This window comes from Caballeronia sp. RCC_10, from assembly GCF_041360715.1.
GTDB classification, from domain to species: Bacteria; Pseudomonadota; Gammaproteobacteria; order Burkholderiales; family Burkholderiaceae; genus Caballeronia; species Caballeronia grimmiae.
In genome coordinates, this window is the sequence record NZ_JBFUPT010000008.1 from 29,698 (window position 1) to 54,883 (window position 25,186).

General features: G+C 61.7%; 13 protein-coding genes. 2 read left to right on the forward strand and 11 right to left on the reverse strand.

Annotation, left to right across the window (positions count from 1 at the left end; translation table 11 throughout):
• Positions 1-3: 3 nt before the first annotated feature.
• The 5 genes from AB6804_RS16060 to AB6804_RS16080 form a co-directional block, all read right to left on the reverse strand.
• On the reverse strand, positions 4-1,155 hold the full coding sequence (locus AB6804_RS16060) for a glycosyltransferase (protein ID WP_370887265.1): 1,152 nt from the start codon (positions 1,153-1,155) through the stop codon (positions 4-6).
• A 489-nt stretch (positions 1,156-1,644) separates the two neighbouring features.
• Positions 1,645-1,836 (reverse strand): hypothetical protein, encoded by a 192-nt coding sequence (locus AB6804_RS16065; RefSeq protein WP_370887266.1) that lies wholly within the window; start codon positions 1,834-1,836, stop codon positions 1,645-1,647.
• 222 nt (positions 1,837-2,058) lie between these two features.
• Positions 2,059-3,327, reverse strand: a complete 1,269-nt coding sequence (locus tag AB6804_RS16070) for a flippase (protein WP_370887267.1) — start codon at positions 3,325-3,327, stop codon at positions 2,059-2,061.
• Positions 3,328-3,743: 416 nt separating this feature from the next.
• Positions 3,744-5,231, reverse strand: coding sequence for a N,N-dimethylformamidase beta subunit family domain-containing protein (locus tag AB6804_RS16075; RefSeq protein ID WP_370887268.1), 1,488 nt, complete (start codon positions 5,229-5,231; stop codon positions 3,744-3,746).
• 36 nt (positions 5,232-5,267) lie between these two features.
• Positions 5,268-6,320 (reverse strand): glycosyltransferase family 2 protein, encoded by a 1,053-nt coding sequence (locus tag AB6804_RS16080; RefSeq protein WP_370887269.1) that lies wholly within the window; start codon positions 6,318-6,320, stop codon positions 5,268-5,270.
• Between the two features lie 403 nt (positions 6,321-6,723).
• On the opposite strand from AB6804_RS16080, the gene AB6804_RS16085 reads away from it, so the two are divergent.
• On the forward strand, positions 6,724-7,845 hold the full coding sequence (locus AB6804_RS16085; RefSeq protein ID WP_370887270.1) for a sensor histidine kinase: 1,122 nt from the start codon (positions 6,724-6,726) through the stop codon (positions 7,843-7,845).
• A gap of 61 nt (positions 7,846-7,906) precedes the next feature.
• Positions 7,907-9,262 (forward strand): hemolysin family protein, encoded by a 1,356-nt coding sequence (locus tag AB6804_RS16090; protein WP_244795522.1) that lies wholly within the window; start codon positions 7,907-7,909, stop codon positions 9,260-9,262.
• 187 nt (positions 9,263-9,449) lie between these two features.
• Here AB6804_RS16090 and treY read toward each other — a convergent pair whose 3' ends face one another.
• The 6 genes from treY to treS form a co-directional block, all read right to left on the reverse strand.
• Complete coding sequence (gene treY / locus AB6804_RS16095) at positions 9,450-12,371, reverse strand: malto-oligosyltrehalose synthase (RefSeq protein WP_370887271.1); 2,922 nt, start codon at positions 12,369-12,371, stop codon at positions 9,450-9,452.
• Positions 12,368-14,563, reverse strand: coding sequence for a 4-alpha-glucanotransferase (gene malQ / locus AB6804_RS16100; RefSeq protein ID WP_370887272.1), 2,196 nt, complete (start codon positions 14,561-14,563; stop codon positions 12,368-12,370). The genes treY and malQ overlap by 4 nt, the downstream gene beginning before the upstream one ends.
• Positions 14,560-16,455, reverse strand: coding sequence for a malto-oligosyltrehalose trehalohydrolase (gene treZ / locus AB6804_RS16105; protein ID WP_370887273.1), 1,896 nt, complete (start codon positions 16,453-16,455; stop codon positions 14,560-14,562). Before treZ ends, malQ begins: the two co-directional genes overlap by 4 nt.
• 82 nt (positions 16,456-16,537) lie before the next feature.
• Positions 16,538-18,763 carry a glycogen debranching protein GlgX gene (glgX, locus tag AB6804_RS16110; RefSeq protein ID WP_370887274.1) on the reverse strand — a complete coding sequence of 742 codons (2,226 nt, stop codon included), beginning with the start codon at positions 18,761-18,763 and terminating at the stop codon, positions 16,538-16,540.
• A 772-nt stretch (positions 18,764-19,535) separates the two neighbouring features.
• Positions 19,536-21,764: a 1,4-alpha-glucan branching protein GlgB gene (gene glgB, locus AB6804_RS16115; RefSeq protein WP_370887275.1), complete on the reverse strand. Its 2,229-nt coding sequence runs from the start codon at positions 21,762-21,764 to the stop codon at positions 19,536-19,538.
• The gene (gene treS / locus AB6804_RS16120; protein ID WP_370887422.1) at positions 21,757-25,137 is read right to left on the reverse strand and encodes a maltose alpha-D-glucosyltransferase; all 3,381 of its coding nucleotides are present in this window, start codon (positions 25,135-25,137) and stop codon (positions 21,757-21,759) included. The genes glgB and treS overlap by 8 nt, the downstream gene beginning before the upstream one ends.
• Positions 25,138-25,186: the final 49 nt, after the last annotated feature.

The following is a 25,186-nucleotide window of genomic DNA, read 5'->3' on the forward strand; positions in this document are numbered from 1 at the left end:
GCTTTAAAACTGTGAATCCGGCCGGGCTTCATACGATGCGACTTCGTTTGCCCCGAGTGGTTCGCGCACCGGCTTGCCGGATCCCGTTTCGTAGATCGACAGCCATTGACGAAAGATCGTGTCCATCGAGAAGCGCGCGCTCGCGGCGTGTCTCGCGGCAGCGCCCATGCGCGCACGTAGCGCGGGATCGTCACGCAGGCGGGCGATGTATGCCCCCATCTCTTCGATGCTCGTCGCGACGAAGCCTGTCACACCATGCCTCACGACATCGCGATTGCCGACGACATCCGTGACGACAGCGGGAATGCCGGCGACCTGTGCTTCGATGAGCGCGATCGGCATGCCTTCCCAGCGTGATGTCTGCACATAGACATCGAGCTGCGCAGTCAGTTCAAGCGCACGATCGCGCGGGACCCATCCGCTGCATGCAACGGCGCTGCGCGCTTCAACGGGCAACTCGTCGGGATTGCCGCCTATCCACGAGAAGCCGACGTTCGGCGTTTGCAAAGTAGTTGCAAGCCTGGCGAATGCTTCGTGATTTTTCTGATACGACGCGCGTCCGCTCATGCCGATCACGATGCGATCATCGTTCTTCTCGATGCGCGGCGGTATCTCCGATACGTTGACACCGTTCTCTATCAGCACCGCGCTGCGCGGATTGACCTTGCTTTCGATCTCCTGTAACTCACTCGCCGAACACGCGACGATGACGCCGCCCATGCGCGCCGCAATGCGTTCGAAGTTCAAGTAAGCCAGTTGCTTTGCAGGCGATACATCACGGCGCAGAAAGGACAGGCCATGAGGCGAATAGAAGATCCGTGCGTCAGGCGTTGCAATGCGTGCGGCAGCGCGGCCAAGCACGCCTGCCTTCGACGAATGAAGATGCACCACGGAAGGATCGCAATGGCGAAGCGCGCGCACGAGATCCCAGAGACCGGTCCAGTCCTTGACCGGATGAACATCACGGCACATGTCCACGTGGACGAGCCTGACTGCGGGATGAAAGAGCTTCGAGAAGTTGACGGGGCTCTCCGGCCGTATGGAATGAAGGATCGTGACACTGACTCCTGCCGCCGCTGCGCGGTTCGACAGTTGCGTCAGCATAGACAACACCCCGCCACCGAACGCCTCGGTTATGTGGACGATCTCTTTCATTCCTGGACTCTTTTTTTTAGTGTATTGCCACGCACCCCGTTGCACTCGCAATGGAGAATATGCGCGGCCAGGTCCTGTCAATAGTTGGTAGCACACATATCCCCGAGCTAAGCAGGGCGGGACTGTGCGCGAATACACGTTGAAAGCGAAACACAAGGGAATGAAGCCGACACGCAGCATCACTAATCGAATGCAATGTCGGCCACTCGATTCACAAGTCTTGTTTTGCTGCTCGATTGAATTGTGTGCGTTTCGTTGATACAGGAGCCAGCCTGTTCAGCGAAAGGCTTTCCTCGCACCAGGCGAGGAATTCAGTTTCGGCAATCGGAGTCGCGCCGTCCCGTCGAAAGACGGCGCATTCTTCGATACGCGAGTGAGTTTGCACGACGCAAAGCCGGTAGTGAATGTGTAGCCGTGCGACTTGCCGTTGCGCCCCTAGTCATCAGGGGCGGCAAGATCGACAGCGAGCTTTGGGTCCTGCTGCCGAAGTCAATTGACTTCGGGTTCGGCCTTGGCATTCGCCAATGCCTGCTGCGAGAAGGCGACTTCGCAAACTTCGAGAAGCACCCGCAAATCCTTGACCGGGATTGCAGCCGATTGCATGCGCAGGTTTTCGGCGCGCTCCACCAGCTTCTGCACGCGTTCGAACGAAAGGTCGTCTGGTTTCATTCCACCGCTCACAATAAGTATTCTTACCTAGTACCTTAAACCCCGAACCGTCGCCCGTCCGTGCGGAACCCCACATACAAGGCTCCAACATCTGGAGTAGCGCAGCGCTCAGGCGTGCAAAGGCCGCTGCTGTTGAGCGGCCAATTCGGGTTTCAGGGCGTTAGGCACGGACGTTCCGGCGGTGCCGGAACGGGAAAGGGAGCACGTCTACCAGCAGGAAACGCGCCAGGGTGATTAATTGGCGCCTTCCGTCATCGGACGCTGGCGCTTGAGCAACGGCACGCCTTCGAGATGCAGCGTAAAAGCCATTGCCGCCGCGATGGCGGTCTCGACGACCAGCACGGTCGCCGCTGCGCCCTGCTCGTGGAACAGCGTCGCCAGCACCCCGAGCAACGCGAAGTTGAGCACGGCGGAGCCAATCAGCACGCGGCTGAAGTGCGACTTCATGCCGAGCGGAAGCATCGTCTGAACGCCGAAGAGATCGGCCAGCCCGGACATCAGAGGGACGAAGGCCATCCAGCGCAGCACGTCCACCGTCGGGCCGAACTGCGGTCCGTAGAGCAATTTCACTGCGAGCGGTGCGCCGAAGAAAATGCACACCGAGATGATCGACACGATCGCGCCTTGCACCACGAACATCTTTCGCAGGAACGCGAATGCATCATCGCGTGCATGGTGCATCAGAAAGCTCACACGCGGATACGCGGCGGTCTTGAGCGGCCGCAACATGTTCAGCGCCGCGCGGATCAACTTGTCGCCCGCAGCGAAGTAACCGCCCGCCACGTTGCCCGCGATGAAGGTCAGCAGCACGATATTGCTCGACGCATAGATATCGACGAGCGATGTGGCCATGAAGACGCTCCAGCCATCCTTCAGCCGTTCGATGATGGTCTTCAGCGATACGTGGACGAAGTCGAGCTCGCGCCGCAGATACAGGTAGAAGCAGATAGCGATGCCCGACAGCAGCGGCACGAGCGTGTTGACGAGCATCGCGTTGTTGACGTCATCGTGATGGCGCACGAACAGATACATCGCCGGAATGCTGAGCGCGCGGCCCACGAACACGATTGCGCTGATCACGCCAAGGTCTTCGACGCCCTGGAAATACCACGTGGGAATGAGCATGGAGCCGATCGCCATGCCGAAGCCGACGAGCAGGAGGCCCCGGTTTTCCGCGAGCATCGGCACGATGAACGTCAGCAAGACCAGCACGATGAAGCCCGCGATGGACAGTGCTATCTGCGCGTACATCGTCTCCCAGAACATCTTGGAGCGCAGCGCACGGTTATCGCGGTTAATCGAAATCTTGGGTGTCGCGGTGAGCGAGAAGCTGTAGTTGGTCAGCGTGATGAAATACGTGGTGAAGGCCATCGCGAAGGAAAGCCGTCCATATTCGCTAGGGCCGAGGACGCGCGCCAGCCACGGCAGCGTCAGAAGCGGTGCTAGGTACGTCGATACCTGCAACGTCATCAGAATGGTGAAGTTCTTTCGAAAAGATGCCATTGAGCGATTTTTCCCGACTTGAATTGCTGCCCTGGTGTCGATGACGCAAAAAGTGCTGCCTTCTGCATTTTTGCCCTTTCAACCGGGCATTTCCATGACAACGCCCGAGACGAATAGTTTCGTCCGGCGTTATTCCTTCATGGCAGAGGCGCACGGCCAAGGAGGGTAAAGCGTCCGTGCCTTGGCCTGACAGCGGATGCGAAAGGGGCATTGCGAGAGGTGAAGCAACGCTGGAACGACTGCGCGTCAGTGCGGCGCCATTGACCAGCCGCCGGGGATGACGCGACGCGTCCGCAGCGAGCATTAAACCGGAAAAAAAATAAATCTTCAGTGGGGTTGCACACGCAAATTCTCCGCGCAATGTGCTGTGCGGGAAAAACGACCGCCGGGCCGCGCGGCTCCGGCGGGCAAATCGCTCAGGCCGATGCGTTGTCGGCTATCTTCCGTGCGCCTCGTTCCGCGCCGTCGATGATCGCATCCGAACGCACAATATGATGCGGCGGCAAGCCGATGAACCGGCGCACTACATTGCGCGTGATCTGGTCCACCACGAGCCGGCTTTCAGCGTGTTTGTCCATCAGCACGCGGGCCCAGTCAGTCGTGCCGCCGTTGAATACGAGCCCTTTCGTGACGCTGCCGTCGCGATTCGGCCGATACACGCCCATCGCACCGATGCCGCCCATGTCCCAGCCTTCGAGTCTCACTGTATCGGCGAGCGTGACGAAACCATTGGGCGCGGGCGGCACGCCATCGACTTCATAGCCGACGAGGCGATCCACTGCGCCGAAGGTTTGTCCATTGCGCAAGCCCGTGCCGCCGAAAACCCAGTGGTTCGCATCGCGCACGGTGTAGCCGATTGCTTCGCGCTCGCGCTTGATCCAGCCGCCGCGCAGGCGCTTCCATACGCCGTATTTCCCGCCGCCGTATCCATACGAGAGGCCGATGAGATCTGACTCGTCGTGTCCCGGCCATTTCTCGCCAAGGCGATTCATGACGGCGTAATCGCCATCGATGGGTGCGTCCGCGTAATCGATCGGGCGAAAGCAGGTATTGCCGCTAAAGATCGCGAGATTGCCGCCATCGGCGATAAAGCGCGCGACATGCCCGCGCATCTCCTTGCTCCAGTACTCGTGATGCCCCACGCTCAACATGCAGCGATAGGCTTCGAGCTTGAGGTGCGAGCCGCGATGCAGGTCGTGATCGGTATAAAAGTCACACGCAATGCCTTCGGCTCGCAGCCAGCGAATGAATTTCGCGTCCCAGTGCGTGAACTGCTGACGGGGCGAGCGCATGTCGTATGGATCGGCGGGTTCGCCGAGTTGAGCGCCAAGACCGCCGCCCGGCCGCAAGAGGCTCACGCGCGTTTGCGCCTGTGTGCGATGGATCGGATCGCCGTAATAGCATCCGCCGCCCATCGAGTTATACGCGTGATACGTATTGATCGGGACGATATACGCGATATCCGCGGAGGGCGTGCGCGGCCTCGCGATGATGAGCGCCATGCTGTCGCTATCGGGCGGCCCGGCGAAGATGGACTTGTGCGCAGCGACGCGACGTCCGAGGTCGGTCAGCGGCTCGCCATTCGTGCCGACTTCATAGGCGATCGCAACATACGCGCCGCTTTCGAGATCGTCGTTATTCGGCTTGATGGTGACGATGGGCCAACGCCAGTGTTCATCGAAACGCACGGGCTTGAGATTGCCCGGCGACTGAAACACGATCCTGCCGTTGATCATTTCGGCACGCACGTTGCCGCCCGGTTGAACGGCGACACCGCCAACGCTCGTCAGGTCTTCATCGCTGCGTTGCTGATAGATGGCGATGGAAAATCGCGAGCCCGGTTGCACCGCAAGCTCGAACCAGTCGCCAGCCGTGAAGCCGGGCCTTATCATATAGATCTGCATGTCACGCCCTCGTTCTGGCCTTGTTATTCGTTCTTGTCATTGATTGGCGGTGGCGATGGTGCGCGGCGCGGGCGACGGCGCGCGCAACTCCTTGCCGAGCACGCGCTTCACCATGCGCTTGGTCTGGAACCAGCGCCGGTCCGCGACGATTCGCGTATGAAAGCGCAGCACCGAAGGCGTATCCGTGCGATTCGCGGCAAAGACGCGATAGCGCGCGGCGGTCGCTTCCATCATTCGCATTGATTCAGCGAAGCCGCGTGCATCGACGCGTGCGGCTTCATGGCAGGCGTACGCGAACACCTTATGGAACATCGCGAGCCAGAAGGTATCCAGCGAGCCGCCGTTACAGCGCGCGAGTGTTTCTTCCGCGCATGTCGTGAGACTCATCACCGTGAACGGCGTCGCTTTAGTGGTGATGCTGCCCGCGCGCCGGCGATAGAAATACAGATCGTCGGCGAGGCGATAAAGCGTTTGCGCACGCGAATAAACGAGCGGAATCGCGGAAGCGTCCTCGTACACGCGGCCCGCTGGAAATTCGATCCCGTTCCACAATTCGCGCCTGTACACGCGCGCCACGGGAAAGACCTGATAAACACGTGCGAAATCGAGTAGCGCGTTGAGATCGCACGGGCGGGGACCGGTCGTGGCGGGGTGGACCAACTCGAGATGCTCGATGAGCTTGCCGTTCGAATTGATGATGCCGACGTTGAACTCGACAATGTCCGCCACGTTCCTGTCGAGCAGCGGCATGATCTTCGCGGTGAAATCGGCGGACCACACATCGTCCGAATCGAGGAACCCGATGAACGGCGATGACGCCAGCGCGATCGCCCGATTGCGGGCAGCCGACACACCACGGTTTTCCTGGTGAATCACCTGAATATGCTGTCCGCGCTCGCTGCGCTGAACTTCGCGGATGCGTTGCAGTGTGCGGTCTGTCGAACCGTCGTCGATGACGATGATTTCGATCTCGTTGGCGCGTGGTTGCGAGAGTGCCGATTCGAGCGAAGCGGCGATGTAATGCTCGACGTTATAGGCAGGAATAATCACCGACAGCAATGTCGGCGCGACGCTGCGGGCGCGTTTCATGGACTCGTGTACCCGGTTGATGTTTTGAGTTAAGGCTTACCGTGGCCGAGAGCGGCGTTGCTGATCGGAATTCGACTCCCCGTCGCGGCCCATGCTGTTGCAGGGCCGGCCGACCAGTGCGCTATCTTGAGAAGCAGCTTATAGTCATTTGTAAGGGTAAAGTGTTCGAAGACGCACGATGCCCCGGCGCGTCGCCGACCGCTTGGTGTGTTGAACCGCATATACGAAACGCAACGGCAATTGCAAAGCGCCGCGCACGGTGATTGCTGATTCGATGCATTAAGCGTTTTACGCTTCGCAAACGGGAGAGGCGCTCACATATAATGATTTGGTCGGGCTCCGACAAGCATCCGTTTCTTGGCGACATGAACCGCAACATCGATATACGCAAGGACCAACAACCGTGACCACGTCTTTCTCCAGTACGGTCGAGCCCGGAGGCGCGCAGCAGATTGATCCGGCCGCTTCAGGAAATGACGGCGTGCTCGTGCTCGATGCCGCCCAGCGTTGCCTCTCTGCCGACGCCGCCTTTGCACATATCTTCGATACCGGCTCCGCCGGCCTCACGGGCCGCGCCCTGACTGAAACGTCCTTGCCAAAGCCGCTCGTTGCTGCGCTCGCCGAGGCTGCGGATGCCGCGCTTGCTGGCAACGGCATCCGTCGTGCACAGGTTTCCATCGAAGAAGACGAGTCCACGCGCAGCTTCGCCATTCTTGCGCTGCCTTCGAATGAATCGGTCACGCTCGTCGTTTCGCCTTGCACGGGTGCTTCACAGACGCAAGGAAAAGCCGAGCGCTTCGCGCATTTGCGGGCAGAGGCATCGCTTTTCATGCGCGATCATGTCTTGTCGGTCGTGTCGCATGACTTGCGCGGGCCGCTCAATGCGATTCATAGCTGGGGTTACGTGCTCGAACGAAAGGTCGACGCCAAGGATCCCGCCGCGCAGCGCGCGCTTGCGGGCATACGTTCGGGTGTCGAGCAGCAGGTGAAGCTGATCGAGCAATCCGTCGATACGACGCGTGCCGAAACCAAGGCGCTCGCGTTGTCGCTTGCGCCCGTGGCCGTCCGGCCAGTGCTCGATAAAAGCGTGTCGCTTGCGAAAGGCAGCCTTGCGCTGCAGCGTGGCGTCGCTATAACGGTTGACTCTCCGCTAGCGGAGGAGCAGGTCGAAGGCGATGCCGAACGTCTCACGCAGATGCTGTGGCTCATGTTGACGTTTGCGGTCGAAGCCAGTGCGCCCGATACGACCGTGCAGGTCGTGAGCGTGATCGAGGGGAACATGTGGCGCACGGACGTGCGATTCACGGCATCGGCCAAGGCGCTCACGGATGCATCGGCGCCGCATGCGCTCGAAGCCTTTGCGAGACGGCAGGCGCTCGAGCCGCGCGAGGGCGGGCGGATTGCATGGGCGTTCGCGCTGTGCAAGCGCGTGACCGAAGCGCACGGTGGTGCGTTCGAACATGCGAATATCGTCGATGGCACGGAGGTGGTGCTATCGGCGCGCATCGCGGTTGCCGGGATGTAATTTCACTTTCGATTGCCTGTCGCCCATATACTGACGCTTTCCACTTTCGAAGAGAGTTGCTTTGGCTCAGGTTGTCGCGCTGATCGGCGCATTGTTGCTGGTCGCCCTGAATGGCTTTTTCGTCGCTGCTGAATTCGGGCTCGTCAAACTCAGGGCGACGCGTGTCAAGGCCATTGCCAGGACCAACGGTCTACCGGGCCGGCTGCTCGCGAAAGTTCACGGGCAGCTCGACGCCTATCTCTCCGCATGTCAGTTGGGCATTACGCTGGCATCGCTCGGGCTCGGATGGATTGGCGAGCCCGCTTTCGCATCGCTGCTGCATCCGCTTTTCGCGCTGATCGGTGTGGAGTCGGAGCGGCTCGTCGACTCTATCTCCCTGTTCTTCGCGTTCACGGTCATTTCTTTCCTGCACATCGTCGTTGGCGAACTTGCGCCGAAGTCATGGGCGATTCGTCGTGCCGAGCAGGTGGGATTGTGGCTTGCCACGCCGCTTTACGGTTTCTATTGGCTGATGTACCCGTTTATCTGGGTGCTGAATTCCAGTGCGAATCTGGTGTTGCGGCTTTTTGGCATATCGGCCGAGCATGGCCATGACGCACATTACTCCACCGATGAACTCAAGCTGATCTTGCGCGGGCGCCGGCTTGGCGGGGCATCGTCGTATAACGCGGATGAGTGGAACACCATTGCGCATTCGCTCGATTTCAGCCGCATGACGGTGTCGGACCTGATGCGGCCGGGGCATGAGCTTGTCGGTCTGCGCAATGATTTATCGGTGCGCGAAAATCTTGCGGTGATTGCGCGGCATCGCTTCAGCCGATATCCGCTGTATGCGGATGGATCGGGCGAGCGGGTGATCGGCATGATCCATCTGAAAGACTTGTTGCTTGCGCGCGATGGCGGGAGCAAGACGTTCAGCTTCAGTTTCAGCAAGGATGGCGAGAAGCTTGAAAAGCTGTCGCGTTATGCGCGGCCGGTGCAGTACGTTGCGCCGAATCTGTCGGCGCTGGAGTTGTTCAGGCGTTTTCGCAAGGGTGCGCCGCATTTCGCGCTTGTCGGGAGGAAGGGCGCGAAGCCCATTGGCTTCATTACGCTCGATAACTTGCTGGGTGCGCTGGTGGGCCAGATTCACGATGAGTTCCGTCAGGGCGATGCGGACTGGTCGCGCATGGACGATGGCACTTTGATGGGCAAGGGCTCGTTGCCGGTTGTATCGCTGGAGCGTGCGCTCGGGATCGATATCGATGAAGGGCGGGCGGAATCGGTCGGGGGGCTGGTCATTAATGCGCTTGGCGACTTACCGTCGGAGGGGCAACGCGTTGCGTTCGATCGGTTTGATATCGTCGTTAAGAAGATGAATGGGCCTCGGATTGTGCTGGTTCGGGTTTATCCTCGTGAGGAGGAGGCTTTTGCTTAGGCGGCGGGTTTTTTTGCTTCTTGATTCTGCTTCGTAATTTCGTATCGGTCTATCAGTGCGCCCCGGGGAGGGGCGAGCACATAGACCGACAAGAAAGCGAGTAACGCGATGAAAAGGGGCGTCGACTTAAGTTGGCAAGAAAGCGCCCCCGCCCCGGAAAGAGGCGACCAACCCGACCAATACCGGACTATTCACATGCCCCACACCCCGGCACGCCTTCCTCCACGAGCAACGCCACTGGCATAACCCCCAACGCATCGCGCAAGAAAAGCCGCTCGCCATCGCCCTTAGGCGCGTTAGGACTGAGCCAGTCAAACAACGCCCGAGAGTGAAGCGCCTCGGGTAGTACCACACAGGTATCGCCCCAAACCGAAGGTTCAACGAGCGGCACATCACGTTGATCGCCGAGCAGAGCCGCAGAAAGCCTCGTAGCGATGACGACCGCATAAGCACTGCCAGCATGCCGCGCATAAGCGATCACATGCTTCGCATGTTCCCCCTGCACGGTCAGAGGCAAATATTCGCCTTGCGCAAACAGCGATTCGCAATGCTTGCGTAAAGCAAGCGCCCGCCGCACGAGCCCAAGCTTCACGCGGCCATCGCGCCAATTAGACATCTGCTCCGAAGGCGGTCCCTTCTCGTCGATTTCCTCGAGCCACCGGCGACGCAACGCATAATCCACCGGCCGGCGATTATCAGGATCCACGAGACTGAAGTCCCACAGCTCCGTGCCCTGATAAAGATCCGGCACGCCAGGCGCGGTAAGACGCAGCAGCGTCTGCTGAAAACTGTCAATCGCACCGACCGGCCCGATCCGCGCAACGAACGACGACAACTCCTGCAAAAAGCCATTACGCCGCTGCGGCGAAACGATATCGAACAGGAAGTCACGGCACGCCTGCTCATACGCCTCGTCCGGCGCAAACCAGCTCGTGCGCAGCTTGCCCTCGCGCAAAGCCTTCAACTGCCACTGCGCCACGCGCTCGGCCAGCTCCTGAACGCCGGCTTCATCGTCCGGGGCGAGGGTCAGCGGCCAGCAGCCCACGAGCGTTTGATACAGCATCGCTTCGGCAGCCGGGCCGGGCGCCCAGTCGTGCCCGTCGCTCGCCCCGCGCCGCAACGGCGTATTCAACGTCGACCATGCCTTGAGCGTCGCGGCCCATTCATCGGGAATCTCGCTCAATGCGGCGATGCGCGCGCGAACGTCCTCGCCGCGCTTGTGATCGTGCGTCGCGGTGCAAAGCATCGCATGCGGAAAGTCGGCGAGACGCTCGCTATTGCCCTTGTGAAATTCCTCGACCGACAACGCGAACTCGCCCGGATCGGCGCCCACTTCGTTGCGCGAGATGAGCCGGCCATAGCGATAACACGCCGTGTCCTCCACCGCCTTCGCCGCCACCGGCGATGTCAGTTGCGAGAACAAAGTCTGCGCCGCGCGCCGTTGCGAGCCAGTCGAAGCCTGCGGATTCTGTCCCGCCTGCGCCTGATTGCGATCACGATCGCGGCCACGCTCAACAGCACGCTCCCGCTGACGATCGTTCCTTTCGTTGCGATCAGCCGCCGCCGTCTCTTCCGGCAACTTGCCGCCGAGCCATTGCGCGACCTGATCGAGGATGACGTGATCCGCGCGAGCGAGCGATGCACGCGCCTTCTCGAGCGCCGGGGAGAAGTAACGCTCGTCTTCGGCACTGCGCACGCCGCCAACCGGATAGATGCGATACACCGGAAAGTGCACGACCAGTTCCGCGACGACGCGACGAATCGACGTGAACGTGAAATCGCGCGTGCTCTGCGCATCACGCGCAATACGATGCAACGCACGCGTCACGCGATCCAGTTCCGCCGCGAGGTTCTCCGCCAATATCTTGCGTCGCGCGATCAACGCTTCATCGGCGAACTCGCTGCTCTTACCGGTGATCTCGGCCCACAGCGCGGCAAGCGGCTCCGCGCCCGCCGGATCGTGCAGCAATGCGCCGACATCGTTCATGAAGTCGTAACCGGTCGTGCCGTCCACTTCCCAGTCGCGGCGAAGCGGCTCACCGCGCGCCAGGATCTTCTCGACTACGAAGTAAGTACGGCTACTGCCGTGGCGCAACGCCTCCGGACGTTCAGCGGATAGCTCTTCGAGCCGCGCACGCAAACGCTGACAATACTCACGCGGCTCCGCGAGCCCATCGACGTGATCGATGCGCACTCCATCGATCAGCCCTTCGGTAAAGAGCCGGAAAATAAGCGCATGCGATGCCTCGAACACTTCAGGCCGCTCCACGCGCACGCCGCCGAGCGTGCTCACATCGAAAAAGCGCCGCCAGTTCACTTCGTCCGCCGCGGTGCGCCACCACGCAAGCCGGTAATGCTGCCGTTCGAGCAGTCGATGCAAACGGTCGCGTCCCGCCTGCGTCTCTGACGAATGCGCCGCAAGCACGGCGGCAATCGCGGCCTGTCCGCCTTCGGTTTGCGCGATGGTCACGAGCGCGGTGCGCGCTTCGGCGGCGCGCGGCTGATCGGCGGGCTGCGTCGTCAGGCCGCTGAAGCGCTGTGCAAGCTCGGGCGCTTCCTGGAGCACGGACGGGTAGTCGACCGGGCAGACAGGAAACACATGCGAGTAATACTCGATGACGAAGCGCCCCTCGTCCGCGCGATACGCAAGCTTGATCTTGCCGCCCTGCAACTCTTCGCCATACGCTGCACCGAGAAACGGCGCGAGCACCTTGCCGCGCAATGCGGGATCGGGCGAATGCCAGTCGACATCGAAGAAACGCGCGTGCGCCGCATGCCGTCCCCATTCGAGAATGTCCTGCCACCACGCGTTCTCGGACCCGCCGACGCCCATGTGATTGGGCACGACATCGACGATCAGACCCATGTCGTGCGCGCGGAGCTTTTCGACGAAGCGGCGCAAGGCTTCTTCGCCGCCAAGCTCGGGATTGACCTTCGTGTAGTCCACGGTGTCATAGCCGTGCGTGGAGCCGGATGTTGCAGTCGTGATCGGCGATGCATACGCATGGCTCACGCCGAGCGACGCGAAATAGTCCACTTGCGCGGCGGCGTCGTCGAACGTGAAGTCCTTGTGAAGCTGGAGCCTTAGCGTGGAGCGCGGTACGGTCATGGCGATTCGGGCTTTGGGGTATCTGAGTTATCGGGGTGAAAGGCGCGCTTGCGGGCTGAATCCACGGCGAGAAGGCGATCACAAAAGGCATCGTCGAGAAACAGTTCATCGACCGGCAGCGTGAGACGGCGCCGCCAGTTCGGGTGCTCGTCGATCGAGCCGGGCAAATTCGGCTGCTCCGCGAGGCCGAGCAAATCTTCGAGCGGATACGTGACGAGCGGGGCAGGCGTCATGCCGACGAAGGCAAGCGCTTCATCCACGGGCGCGTTATCGACCGGCGGCGCTTCCACATCCGCAGGCGCAACGCCCGCCTCCTGAAACGCGCGCCACAGATGTGCGCGATCTTCACCGCGCTCTTCCATCGCGACTTCGACGGGATCGCGGCCATCGTCGCGCGCCATCGTCTGGCCGATCTTCGAGCGCCATTCGATATCCTCGCCGCGCCACCATCCGGTGACGGTGGGCAGGTCGTGCGTCGTCGTCGTTGCTGTCACGCCGTTGCTCCATTCGCGAGGCGGCTTGAATCCTTCGCCCTCCTCAGCACGTTCGAACCACAGCACACGAATACCTAGCAAGCCGTGCTCCTGCAATCGCTCGCTGAAGCCGGGCGGCACCGTGCCGAGATCTTCACCGACGACGATCGCGCGATGCCGCCACGATTCCAGCGCAATCAGCCGCAACAGGTCGTCGATCGGATAACGCAGATACGCGCCATCCTTAGCGCTTTCGCCTTCGGGCACGAGCCAGAGCCGCCGCAAGCCGAGAATGTGATCGATGCGAATGCCACCGGCTTGCGCGAACGAGCAGCGCAACATGTCGATGAACGCCGAGAAGCCCTGCACGCGCATCGCGCGAGGCGAAAACGTCGTGAGACCCCACGACTGCCCCGCCTGATTGAAGAGATCGGGCGGCGCGCCGACGGACACGCCCGTGAGCATCTCATCGCGATACGACCATGCGTGACTGCCCGCGCTATCGCATCCGACGGCGAGGTCCGCGACGAGACCCACCGCCATGCCCGCATCGCGCGCCGCGTGCTGGGCATGCATCAGACCTTTGGCCGCGAGCCATTGCGTGAAGAGAAAGAAGTCCACTTCGCGCCGGTTCGCTTCCGCGAACGCGGCGACCGCATCGCTGCGCGGATCGCGCAAAGCTTCCGGCCAGTTGCGCCAGTGGCCTTCGCCGTTCTGCGCGATCTGTTCGGCTTGCAGGGCTTCGAATCGCGCGTGGTCTTCGAGCGGGCGTCCGCCTTCCTTCACGAACGACGCGAAGTCCTTTGCGAATGCCGAGTCGCTATCTTGCGAGAATGCATCGAACAGCGCGCGCAACACCGCAATCCGCGCTTTCATCGCACGCGGCCAGTCGATCAGCGGCAAGCGTTCCAGTTCGGCCAGTTCATCGGCGACGCCTGCTTTTTCGATCGCGGCGCGCGCAGCGGGCGCGCCGAGTACCGCAGCGGGGTCGACGTGCGCGATGTTGAAGAAGAGCCGCGACGACGGCGAATATGGGCTGTACTTGTTCGGCTCCGCGCTGAACATCGCGTGCATCGGACTGATGGCGAGCGCGTGACTGCCGTGCTTCGCCGCCTTCGTCGCAAGCGATGCGAGCGCCGTGAAATCGCCGATGCCGCCGTCGCCATTGCGGCGCAAGCCATACACCTGAGCCGCGATGCCAAAGAGCGGCGGCGCTTCTTGCGCGTCTTCGTTGACCGAGCGCCAGGCATCGTCGATCGTATAGCAGCGTGCCGGGGCGACAGCTAGCGTAGTGCGATGGTCGTTGATGACGAGCGCGTGATAGCCCGGCTCCGCGATCGGCGCAAGCAAGGCGGTTTCGCCTTTGGGCGATGTAAAACGTCCGTCGATGATTTCGCCGCTTTCAAGCTCCACGCGATAGCGCGCGCCCGACTTCGCCACCGACACCGGCAGCGCAATGCCACGATCCACTTCCGCCGTGATGAGCGGCGGCAGCTTGCGTCCGCTCGCTTCGGCATCGACGGCGGCCATGCTCTGCTTGATCTGCGTGGCGTTGCCGCATGGCAGGCCGAGCTTCTCGAGCAGGATGCGCAACGTATTCTCGGGCACACGCTGGGTGGTCTTGTGCGCGTCCTGCCATTCGACTTCGAAGCCCGCGCGTTCCGCGAGCGTTTCGAGCGCCGAGCGTGGACGCGCATCCTTTTGCTGGTTCGCGTTCACGTGCGTTTTCCTTCGATCGGTTCCAGATGACGCGCATCGTGCGCGCTCGCGTATTCATTCACTTCGCCGGTGATCCATGCGACGAACGTGCGCGCGCTCAGTTCGCCTTCGCTCGCGCGATCCTGCGCACGGGCGGGCGTTTCGAAGACGACCTTGCCTTGCGGCGCATCGGTCAGCGCGACGGGCGCATCGGCGAGATTGAGCGCAATGGTCAGCGTTTCGCCGTCGCCGAGCTTCCATCGCGCGACGACCGCCTTCTCGCCGAGCACCGTCGCGCCCAGCGCCTTCGCGCCTTTCAGACGCGGCGTGACGAGCTTCGCGCGCACCGTCAGCGCGGAGCGATAGAAGTGCAGCCAGTCGAGCCTGTCGAGTTCATCGCTCTTGTTCGCCACACTGGGCGACGACATCTCGAACGTGCGCTTGTCGTTCGGATCGGGAATCTGCGCGCGGCGCTTCTCGTCGGCGAATGCAGAGAACTTTGCGAACTCGCGGCGGCGGCCTTCGCGGACCGCATCGGCGAGTTCATCGTGATAGTCGGTAAAGAACAGGAACGGCTGCTTCGAGCCGTATTGCTCTTCCATAAAAAGCATCGGTATTTGCGGGGAAAGCAGCAAGAGTCCGGTCGCGGCAAAGAGCGACTGATCGTCGGTGAGCGAGCGCAGACGTTCGCCCATCGCGCGATTGCCGACCTGATCGTGATTCTGCAAGAACATCACGAAAGCGGTCGGCGGCAGGTGGGCGCTCTTTTCGCCGCGCGGCGCGCCGTCATGGATCGGCGACGGATCGCCCTGATACACGAAGCCTTCCGACAGCACACGCGCGAGCTTCTCGATGGGCTGCTCCGAATACGCGCCGTAATAGCTTTCGCTCTCGCCGGTCAAGAGCACATGCAGCGTGTTGTGCGCGTCATCGCTCCATTGCGCGTCGAAGTGCTTTTCCAGCAGGTTCGCCGTGTTGTGTTCGTTCTCGAGCACGAGGTGCACATGACGTTGGTCTTCGACGGAACTGCGCACGCGGTCGGCTAGTTCGCGCAGCCATTCGTCGTCGTTGATCGCGTGCACTGCGTCGAGGCGCAGGCCGTCGAAGCGATACTCGTTGAGCCAGTAGAGTGCGTTGTCGAAGAAGAAGTCCCGCACTTGCGGACGTTCGAAGTCGATCGCCGGACCCCACGGCGTATCGACGCCTTCGCGGAAGAAGGTCTTCGCATAGGCGTGCAGATAATTGCCGTCCGGGCCGAAGTGGTTATAGACGACATCGAGAAACACCATGAGGCCGAGGCCATGCGCGGTGTCGATGAGTTGCTTCAGTTCTTCGGGGCGGCCATAGGCGGCGTCGGGTGCGTAGGGCAGCACACCGTCATAGCCCCAGTTGCGCGTGCCGGAGAAATCGTTGAGCGGCATCAGTTCAATGGCCGTGATGCCCAGTTGTGCGAGTTCCGGCAGGCGCGCGGTGACGCCCGCGTAGCCGCCCATTGCGCCGACGTGCAGTTCATAGAGCACGGTCTCTTCCCACGGACGGCCGTGCCAGTCCGTGTTGGTCCAGCGATAGGCGCGCGGATCGACGACCTCGCTCGGCCCATTCACGTCCTGCGGCTGAAAGCGCGATGCGGGATCGGGCACCGCGAGGTTTTCGTCGAGGCGATAGCGATACAACGTGCCTGCGCCGGCATCGGCTTCCGCTTCGAACCAGCCGTCACCGGTCGCCTGCATGTCGATGACATCGGGCGTCGCGCTGCCGGGACGCTGAAGCTCCACTTGCACGTGGTCGCGCGACGGCGCCCAAAAGCGAAAGCGCGTGCGCGGATGCTCGCGCTCCGCGCCCGTGAGATGCGCGCCGAAGGGAAGGCAATGCGCATGTTGATGCTTGTGAGGATCGATCGGACGTTCGGACATGATTTCGTGCCTGGTTGCTAACGCATTGCCACTTTGATGTGATGCCTGCCGCACGAGCCTCGATGCATGACGCGTTGCTTCGCTAGGACGTCGAATCGGTCTCTGGCGTCTGATGCGATGGCAGCGTTCCGGGGTCCGGCGGCAGGGCGGTCAGAAGACGCGGGCCTTGATGGGCGCCCGCCATCCATACGGCTTGCCAGTCCGCTTCGCCGGCCGGCTGCGCGAGCAGCACGACGATGCTGTGCGCGGCCAGTTCCAATTCACTCCCGACGAGCGGTCTCTCGACCGCGTCGGGCTCCGCGCTATCCAGGAGCACGTTCCATTCCAAGTGCGGCGCCGGCGGTGCGAACGTGAGCGCCTGCGCGGAGCCGTTGATCATGAGCAGGACGACATCGATTTCGCCCGTGAGTCCCGGCCCCGCGCGACGCAGGACCAGCGCCCGTCCTTGCGGGTCTTGCCATGCTTCTATAGCAAGCGCGTTGCCGCGTTCGTCGAACCAGCTGACGTCGTAGAGGCCGGGCAGCACTTCGCGATCGCCATAGAGAAAACGCGTCTCGCGCAGCACCGGGTACTTTTTGCGCAGCGCGATCACGCGCGCGACGAACTCCGTCATTTCGACGCCGCGCGGGCTATGAGCAGCGTCCCAGTCCATCCATGAGATCTCATTGTCCTGGCAATACGCGTTGTTGTTGCCGTGCTGCGTGCGAAGGAATTCGTCGCCGCCGAGAATCATCGGCGTGCCGAGCGAGAGCAGCGTCGTCGCGAGCATCGAGCGGGCGACGCGTGCACGGATATCGAGAATCGCGGGATCGTCGGTCGGACCTTCGACACCCCAGTTCGCGCTGCAATTCTCGTTGTGGCCGTCGTTGTTGCCTTCCTGGTTCGCTTCGTTGTGCTTCTGCGTGTACGCGGTGACATCGGCGAGTGTGAAGCCGTCATGCGAAGCGACGAAGTTCACGGATGCCCACGGCTTTCTGAAGCGGCGATTGAACAGTTCAGCCGAGCCGGTCAGACGCGCCGCGAGATCGGGGCGCGTGCCAGCATCGCCGCGCCAGAAGCGCCGCACGCCGTCCCGGAACTTGTCGTTCCATTCGGCGAAGCCGGGTGGATGATTGCCGACCTGATAGCCATCGGGACCGATATCCCACGGCTCCGATATGAGCTTGCGCGTCGAGAGAATGGGATCTTGCCGGATTGCATCGAAGAAGCCGGAGCCGGGATCGAAGCCGTGACCTTCGCGCCCGAGGGTAACGCCGAGATCGAAACGGAAGCCGTCGATGTTGAACGCGGTGGACCAGTAGCGCAGCGAGTCCATCACCATTTGCAGCACGCGCGGATGCGAGAGATTGACCGTGTTTCCGCAGCCTGTATCGTTGATGTAGCGCCGTTCGTCGCCGGGAACGAGGCGATAGTAGCTGGCGTTGTCGAGCCCGCGCCATGAAACCGTCGGCCCGAGTTCGCTGCCTTCGCATGTGTGGTTGTAGACGACATCGAGAATGACTTCGATGCCTGCCGCGTGCAACTGGCGCACGGCGATGCGCATTTCGTTGAGCCGATGCGTCGACAGATACGACGGCTCGGGCGCGAAGAAGGCGGCGGTGTTGTAGCCCCAGTAATTGCGCAGTCCGCGTTCGACGAGAAAGCGGTCGTTGAGAAACGCATGCACGGGCAGAAATTCGACGGCAGTGATGCCGAGCTTTTGCAAGTGCTCGATGAACCACGGCGATGACAGTGCCGCGAACGAACCGCGTTCGTGCTGGCGGATATCGCTGCGCTTCATGGATGCACCGCGCACGTGCGTTTCGTAGATGATGGTTTCGCCCCACGGCGTATCGGGGCGCACGTCGCGGGACCAGTCGAAGGCGTCGTCGGTGACGATGCATTTGGGCATGGCGGGCGCGGAGTCGCGCCGGTCCATCGACATGTCGAGGCGATTCGAATGCACGCGATAGCCGAAGAGGGCGTCGGACCAACGCCAGGGGCCGACGAGTTTCTTCGCGTAGGGATCGAGCAAGAGCTTGTGCGGATTGAAGCGATGCCCTTGTTGCGGCTGATAGGGACCGTGGGCGCGGAATCCGTAGACGGTGCCGGGATGTGCGCCGGGCAGATAGCCGTGCCAGACTTCGTCGGTGCATTCGGGCAGGTCGAAGCGCATCAATTCCTTGCGGCCGGTGCTGTCGAAGAGACACACCTCGATGCGGTGAGCATTCGAACTGAATACCGCGAAGTTGACGCCGAGTCCGTCCCAGTTGGCTCCGAGCGGGTAGGGAGCGCCCGGGAGTAACTTATCGGGGAGTGCGTTGGGCATGGTCGGTTGTTTTCTTTGCTTGGCGGCGCTTGGGGTGGGTTTTGGTCTTGTATGGACGTTGAACTTGTATTCGTGTCGGTTTATTAGCTCGCCCCTCCCCGGGGCGGGGGTTACTCTTTTTGCTGTCGACCAGAGTCGGCGCTTTAGCGCCTTACTCTGGTCCCATGCAAAGAAAGTAACCAAAGAAAGCAGCTCTTCGGGCCCGCAGCATGTGATGCGTGGGCACTCCGTAGGAGGACGGTGGCTCTCAAATTAATTAGCAGCCTTGAATAACCGTCCACGCCCACTGAGCGCCACCCCATGCGAGCCCCTTGGCTCGTCAAAAACATCGGTTGTGCTGGGCGCGACGCAAAGATTGAGGCGGAAGCAGACAGGCGAATGCATGAATGTGATGCATTCCACTCTTTCGCTACATTTCGTCCCGCGATGCTAAAGGTGTGTAGTGCCACGTCTCGACGCTCGCGGGACGCGCATTCCGTTGCAATCCATTTGGTTTTGTCGAGCCAGGGGGCTCGCATGGGGTGGCGCTCAGCGGGCGTGGAAGGTAATTCAAGGCTGTTGATTAATTTGAGTGCCACCGCTGTTCTACGGAGTGGCCACACAAGTTTGTGCATCGTGCGGTTCGAAAAAAAGCTGCTTTCTTTGGTTACTTTCTTTGCATGGGACCAGAGTAAGGCGCTAAAGCGCCAACTCTGGTCGACAGCAAAGAAAGTAACCCCCGCCCCGGGGAGGGGCGACCTAATAGACCGACACGTAATGAACAAAACCAACATCAATCAGCCCGCAAAACAATAGTAGCCAAAGGCGGCAAAGTCAGTGCAGCAGACTGCTGCCGCCCATGACTGAACATGTCATCGGCATGAATAACCCCCCCGTTCCCGGTATTCGACCCACCATAGACGGAAGCATCCGAATTGAGCACTTCACTCCACCGGCCGCCGCGAGGCAGCCCAACGCGATACCCCGCCCTAGGCACCGGCGTCATATTGCAAACCACGACCAGCTCGCGTCCCTCGGCATCCGTCCGCCGATAAGCAAACACGCTATTGGCGTTGTCATCGCCAACGATCCACTCGAACCCGCGCGGATCGCTATCGAGCTTGTGCAACGCAGGCTCACCCACATAGAGCAGATTCAGATCGCGCACGAGTTTCTGCAACCCGCCGTGGAACGGATCATCCAGCAAATGCCAATGCGGCGATGCATCGTGATTGAACTCCGCCACCTGCCCGAACTCACCGCCCATGAACAGCAGCTTCTTCCCCGGATGCGTCCACATGAAGCTCAAGTAAGCCCGCAAATTTGCGAACTTCTGCCACCGGTCCCCGGGCATCTTGCCGATCAGCGATCCCTTCCCGTGCACCACTTCATCGTGCGAAAGCGGCAGCACGAATCGCTCGGAATAGGCATATACCATGCCGAACGTGAAAAGGTGATGGTGATACTGCCGATACACCGGGTCTTCCTGCATGTAATGCAACGTGTCGTGCATCCACCCCATGTTCCACTTGAAGTCGAAGCCCAGCCCGCCACTCTCCACGCTCGCCGTCACGCCGGGCCATGCCGTCGACTCTTCCGCAATCGTGATCGCGCCCGGAATGTGCCGCACTTCCTGATTCAAGCGCTTCAGGAATGCAATCGACTCCAGATTCTCTCTGCCGCCGTAAATGTTCGGCACCCATTCGCCCGCCTTGCGCGAATAGTCGCGATACAGCATCGACGCGACCGCATCGACACGCAAGCCATCGACGTGATAGCGCTTCAGCCACGCCAGCCCCGATGCGATCAGGAACGCGCTCACCTCGTTGCGGCCGAGGTTGTAGATCATCGTGTTCCAGTCCTGGTGATAGCCCTCGCGCGGGTCGGCATGCTCGTAAAGCGGCGTGCCGTCGAATTCCACGAGGCCATGCGCATCGTTCGGAAAATGCGCGGGCACCCAGTCGATGATCACGCCAATCCCCGCCTCATGCGCGCGATTCACGAACTCCGCGAATTGCTCCGGCGTGCCGAAGCGCGCGGAAGGCGCGAATTGCCCGAGCGGCTGATAACCCCACGAGCCGCCGAACGGATGCTCTGCCACCGGCATGAATTCAATATGCGTGAAGCCCATCGTCTTCACATACGGAATCAGACGCTCGGCAAGCTCGTGCCAGTTCATGCCGCGATTGCCTTCCTCCGGCACGCGCAGCCATGACTCCGCATGCGCTTCGTAAATGGCGATCGGCGCTTGCGGCGTCTGCTTCGCGGAGCGCGTGTTCATCCATTCATCGTCGGTCCATGCGTAATGATCGATGGCGTCGGCATCCGCCACCACCGATGCCGTCGACGGCGGCTTCTCGCTCTGCATCGAGCAGGGATCGGCCTTCAGCGGCAGCGTATGGCCTTCGCGCGTGACGATCTCGTACTTGTAGCGCGTGCCCGCGCCGATGCCAGGGATGAACAACTCCCACACACCGGCGTTATGGCGCAGACGCATCGGATGACGACGGCCATCCCACGTGTTGAAGTCGCCGACCACCGACACGCGCCGCGCATTCGGCGCCCACACCGCGAAGCGCACGCCCGCCACGCCGCCATGCGTGACCGGCCGCGAGCCGAGACATTCGAGCACCGCATAGGGATCGGCGCGCGACAGGCGATCGAGCCATTCATCGGACAGCACCGGGCCGAAGGAGTAGGTGTCGTACGTTTCCTGCGGCGTGCCGTGCCAGTCGATCACCAGCCGATAAGCAGCGGGACGTTCGACATAGCCCGCGAAAAGCCCTGCATCGTGGATGCGCGTGAGCTGGCCCAACGGCTCGCCGTTCGAGGCATCGACGACACTTACACCGGACGCATTCGGCAGGAACGCGCGCACGACATAGCCGTGCTCGGTCTGATGCAGGCCGAGCATCGAGAACGGATCGGGGTGCCGCGCTTCCACGAGCGCATCGATGTCGAGCGGATTGAGGCCATGCGCCGGGTTACGCGTGTCCGATCCCGCGTCGCTACGGTTATTCATGGTGGGTTCCATCCGGATTGTCCTTGGTGGCGTCGGTCACGTGACGCGTGCCGGGCGCGGGCGGCGCGCCGGTGTCGCCGAGCAGCCGGCTCGCAAGCGATGCGAGACCGCGCAGCGGCAGGCCGATCCACGTCGGCCGGTTCGCGGCTTCGTAACGGATCTCGTAAGCGGCTTTCTCGATGAGGAAAAGATCGAGCAGGGCCGTGAAGACGCGCGCATCCGCAATCGTCTCCGGCGATGTCTCGATGGCCTGCCGATACTGCCGCAGGAACTTCTCTTCGGCGAACGCGCGCATCCTTTCGAACAACGCGCGCTTGCGATCGGCCGTCTGTGCAGGCGCGTTTTCCGTCGTCGGTTGCGCCGCGGCGCTCGCGTACGACAGCGAACGCAGCAGGCCGGCGACGTCGCGCAGCGGGCTCGTCTTGCGGCGGCGCTCCTCAAGCGTGCGCGCGGGCTCGCCTTCGAAGTCGATCAGATACGCATCGCCTTGCGCCATCAGCACCTGACCCAGATGGAAGTCGCCGTGGATGCGCGTGCAGAGTGCATCGGCATCCGAAGGAACGAGCTTCTTGACGGCGTTGAGCAGCATCTCGCGACGATCAAGCAGGCTTTGCGCGAGCCCCCGATCGTGCTCGTTGAAGCTGGCCGCCTTCTGCTCGAGGATGTCCAGCGCGCTCGTGAGCAGTTGCAGCGTGCCGTCCACCCAGCCCTTCACGTCCTTGGCGGTGGCACGGCGCGGCGAGAACGCTTCGTCATCGGTCGGCGAGGCGAGTGCGACGTGCAGCTCGCCGAGCCGCTTGCCGATGATGCCCGCGATGTTGCCGTAGCCTTCGAATCCGCCAGCCTGCGCGGCCTGGTCGGGCTTGGCGTCGTCGGTTTCGCCGGTGACCGCGAGTTCATCGACGACACGGCGCAGATAATCGAGCGCGTAGTTCCACGCATCGCCCTGGTTGTCGACGAAGCCCTGCAGGATCACGAGCGTATGCGGCACGCCTTGCGGATCGACGCGCACCACTTCGCCATACAGCGGGCCGGTGTTCGCATAGCCGAGCTTCGTCAGATAGCGGCTCATCTCCGCTTCCGGATGAATGCCGCCGACCACGCGCCGCACGAGCTTCAGCACGATCTTGTCGCCGATCACGAGCGAGCTGTTGCTTTGCTCGGCCGCAAGCCAGCGGATTTCCGGCGGCGATGCCGGATTCATGTCGAGCTCGTCGAAGCGCTCCGTGGGAATGAAGCGAATTTCGCTCTTCTGCACGGTCGGCACCACGGCGCGTTGCTTGAGCTTGCGCAAGATGCCGTAGGTGAACTGCGGCACCGCGAACGCATCGGTGATATGGCCGATGGTGCGGCCGCGGCGCACGCGAGCGAGCGCAAGCTGCATATAGAGCGGCGAAGTCGTTTCCGTGCCCCACGCAATCGAAAGCGGCAGCACGTAACGCTCGGTATGCTTGCCGACGTCCGCTTCGATCTCGGTGAAGGCGAAGCCTGCGCCTTCGATCGTCGTCAGCGCGGCGAGGCGCACTGCATGCAGCTTCTGATCCTTCGACGCGAACCAGCGGCGCTTGCTCAGATAGCTCGGCAATACTTCGGACTCCAGAAGACGCACGTTCTCCGGCGTCGGTCCCGTTTGTCCCGCGCGAATGACCATTGTTACGAACTCCGGCAATTGCTCTGACGGCGCCTGCGACCATGCGGGCCGCATGTTGCCGGGGCAGAGCTGAAACCACAAAAAGCCATAGGGCGGGAAGGTCAGCAGATACGTCAGTTGGCCGATGGCGGGGAACGGCGAATCCGCCGTCATTTCGAGCGGCACCGAGCCTGCGAATTCCGACAGATCGAGTTCCACCGCTTGCGGCGCACGCGAGAGGTTCGCGACGCACAGCACCGGCGGCTCGCCTTCCAGTTCGCGCAAATACGCGAGAATCTTGCGATTGCTCGGCTTCAGGAAGCGGATCGAGCCGCGCCCGAATGCATGCTTCGAGCGGCGCACCGCAAGCATCTTGCGCGTCCAGTTCAGCAGCGAATGCGGATCGCGGCTCTGCGATTCGACGTTGACCGCGTCATAGCCATAGAGCGAGCCCATCACCGGCGGCAGCACGAGCTGCTCTGGATCGGCACGCGAGAAGCCGCCATTGCGGTCCGACGACCATTGCATCGGCGTGCGCACGCCATCGCGATCGCCGAGGTGGATGTTGTCGCCCATGCCGAGTTCGTCGCCGTAATAGATGACGGGCGTGCCCGGCATCGACAGCAGCAGCGAGTTGATCAGTTCGATGCGCCGCCGGTCGCGCTCCATCAGCGGCGCGAGACGCCGGCGAATGCCCAGGTTCAGGCGCGCGCGGCGATCGGCGGCATACGTGCTCCACAAATAATCCCGCTCGGAGTCCGTCACCATCTCGAGCGTGAGTTCATCGTGATTGCGCAGGAAGATCGCCCATTGATTCGTGGCCGCGAGATCCGGCGTCTGACGCATGATGTCCGTGATCGGGAAGCGGTCCTCGCTCGCAATCGACATGTAGATGCGCGGCATCAGCGGGAAGTGGAACGCCATGTGGCATTCGTCTTCGTCGCCGAAGTATTCCTTGACGTCTTCCGGCCACTGGTTCGCTTCCGCGAGCAGCATGCGGTTCGGATACTCGGCGTCGATGGTCGCGCGAATCTGCTTCAGGATGGCGTGCGTTTCCGGCAGATTCTCGTTGTTCGTTCCTTCGCGTTCGACGAGATACGGCACCGCATCCAGCCGCAGACCGTCGATGCCCATGTCGAGCCAGAAGCGCATCACGCTGAGCACTTCCTTGATGACCGCAGGATTGTCGAAGTTCAGGTCGGGCTGGTGCGAATAGAAGCGATGCCAGTAGTACTGGCCCGCAACGGGATCGTGAGTCCAGTTCGAAGGCTCCGAATCGATGAAGATGATGCGCGTCTCTTCGTACTTCTTGTCCGTATCGGACCACACGTAGTAGTTGCGATGATTTGATCCCGGCTTGGCGCGCCGGGCGCGCTGAAACCACGGATGCTGGTCCGACGTGTGATTGATGACCAGTTCCGTGATGACGCGAATGCCGCGCGCATGCGCTTCCTGGATGAAGCGTTTGACATCGGCGATCGTGCCGTAGTCCGGATGCACGTTGCGATAGTCGGCGATGTCGTAGCCATCGTCGCGACGCGGCGAGGGATAGAACGGCAGCAGCCAGATCGCATCGACGCCGAGTTCCGCGATGTAATCGAGCTTCGCAAGCAGACCTGCGAAGTCGCCGATGCCGTCGTTGTTCGCATCGAAAAACGACTTGATGTGAACCTGATAAATGATTGCGTCTTTGTACCAGAGCGGATCATCGCTCAGCAGCGATGTCTTCTTATTGCGCTTCACCCTTGTATCCACGGTTTGCTCCAAGTGCTCTTAGTAGGCCATGTGCCCT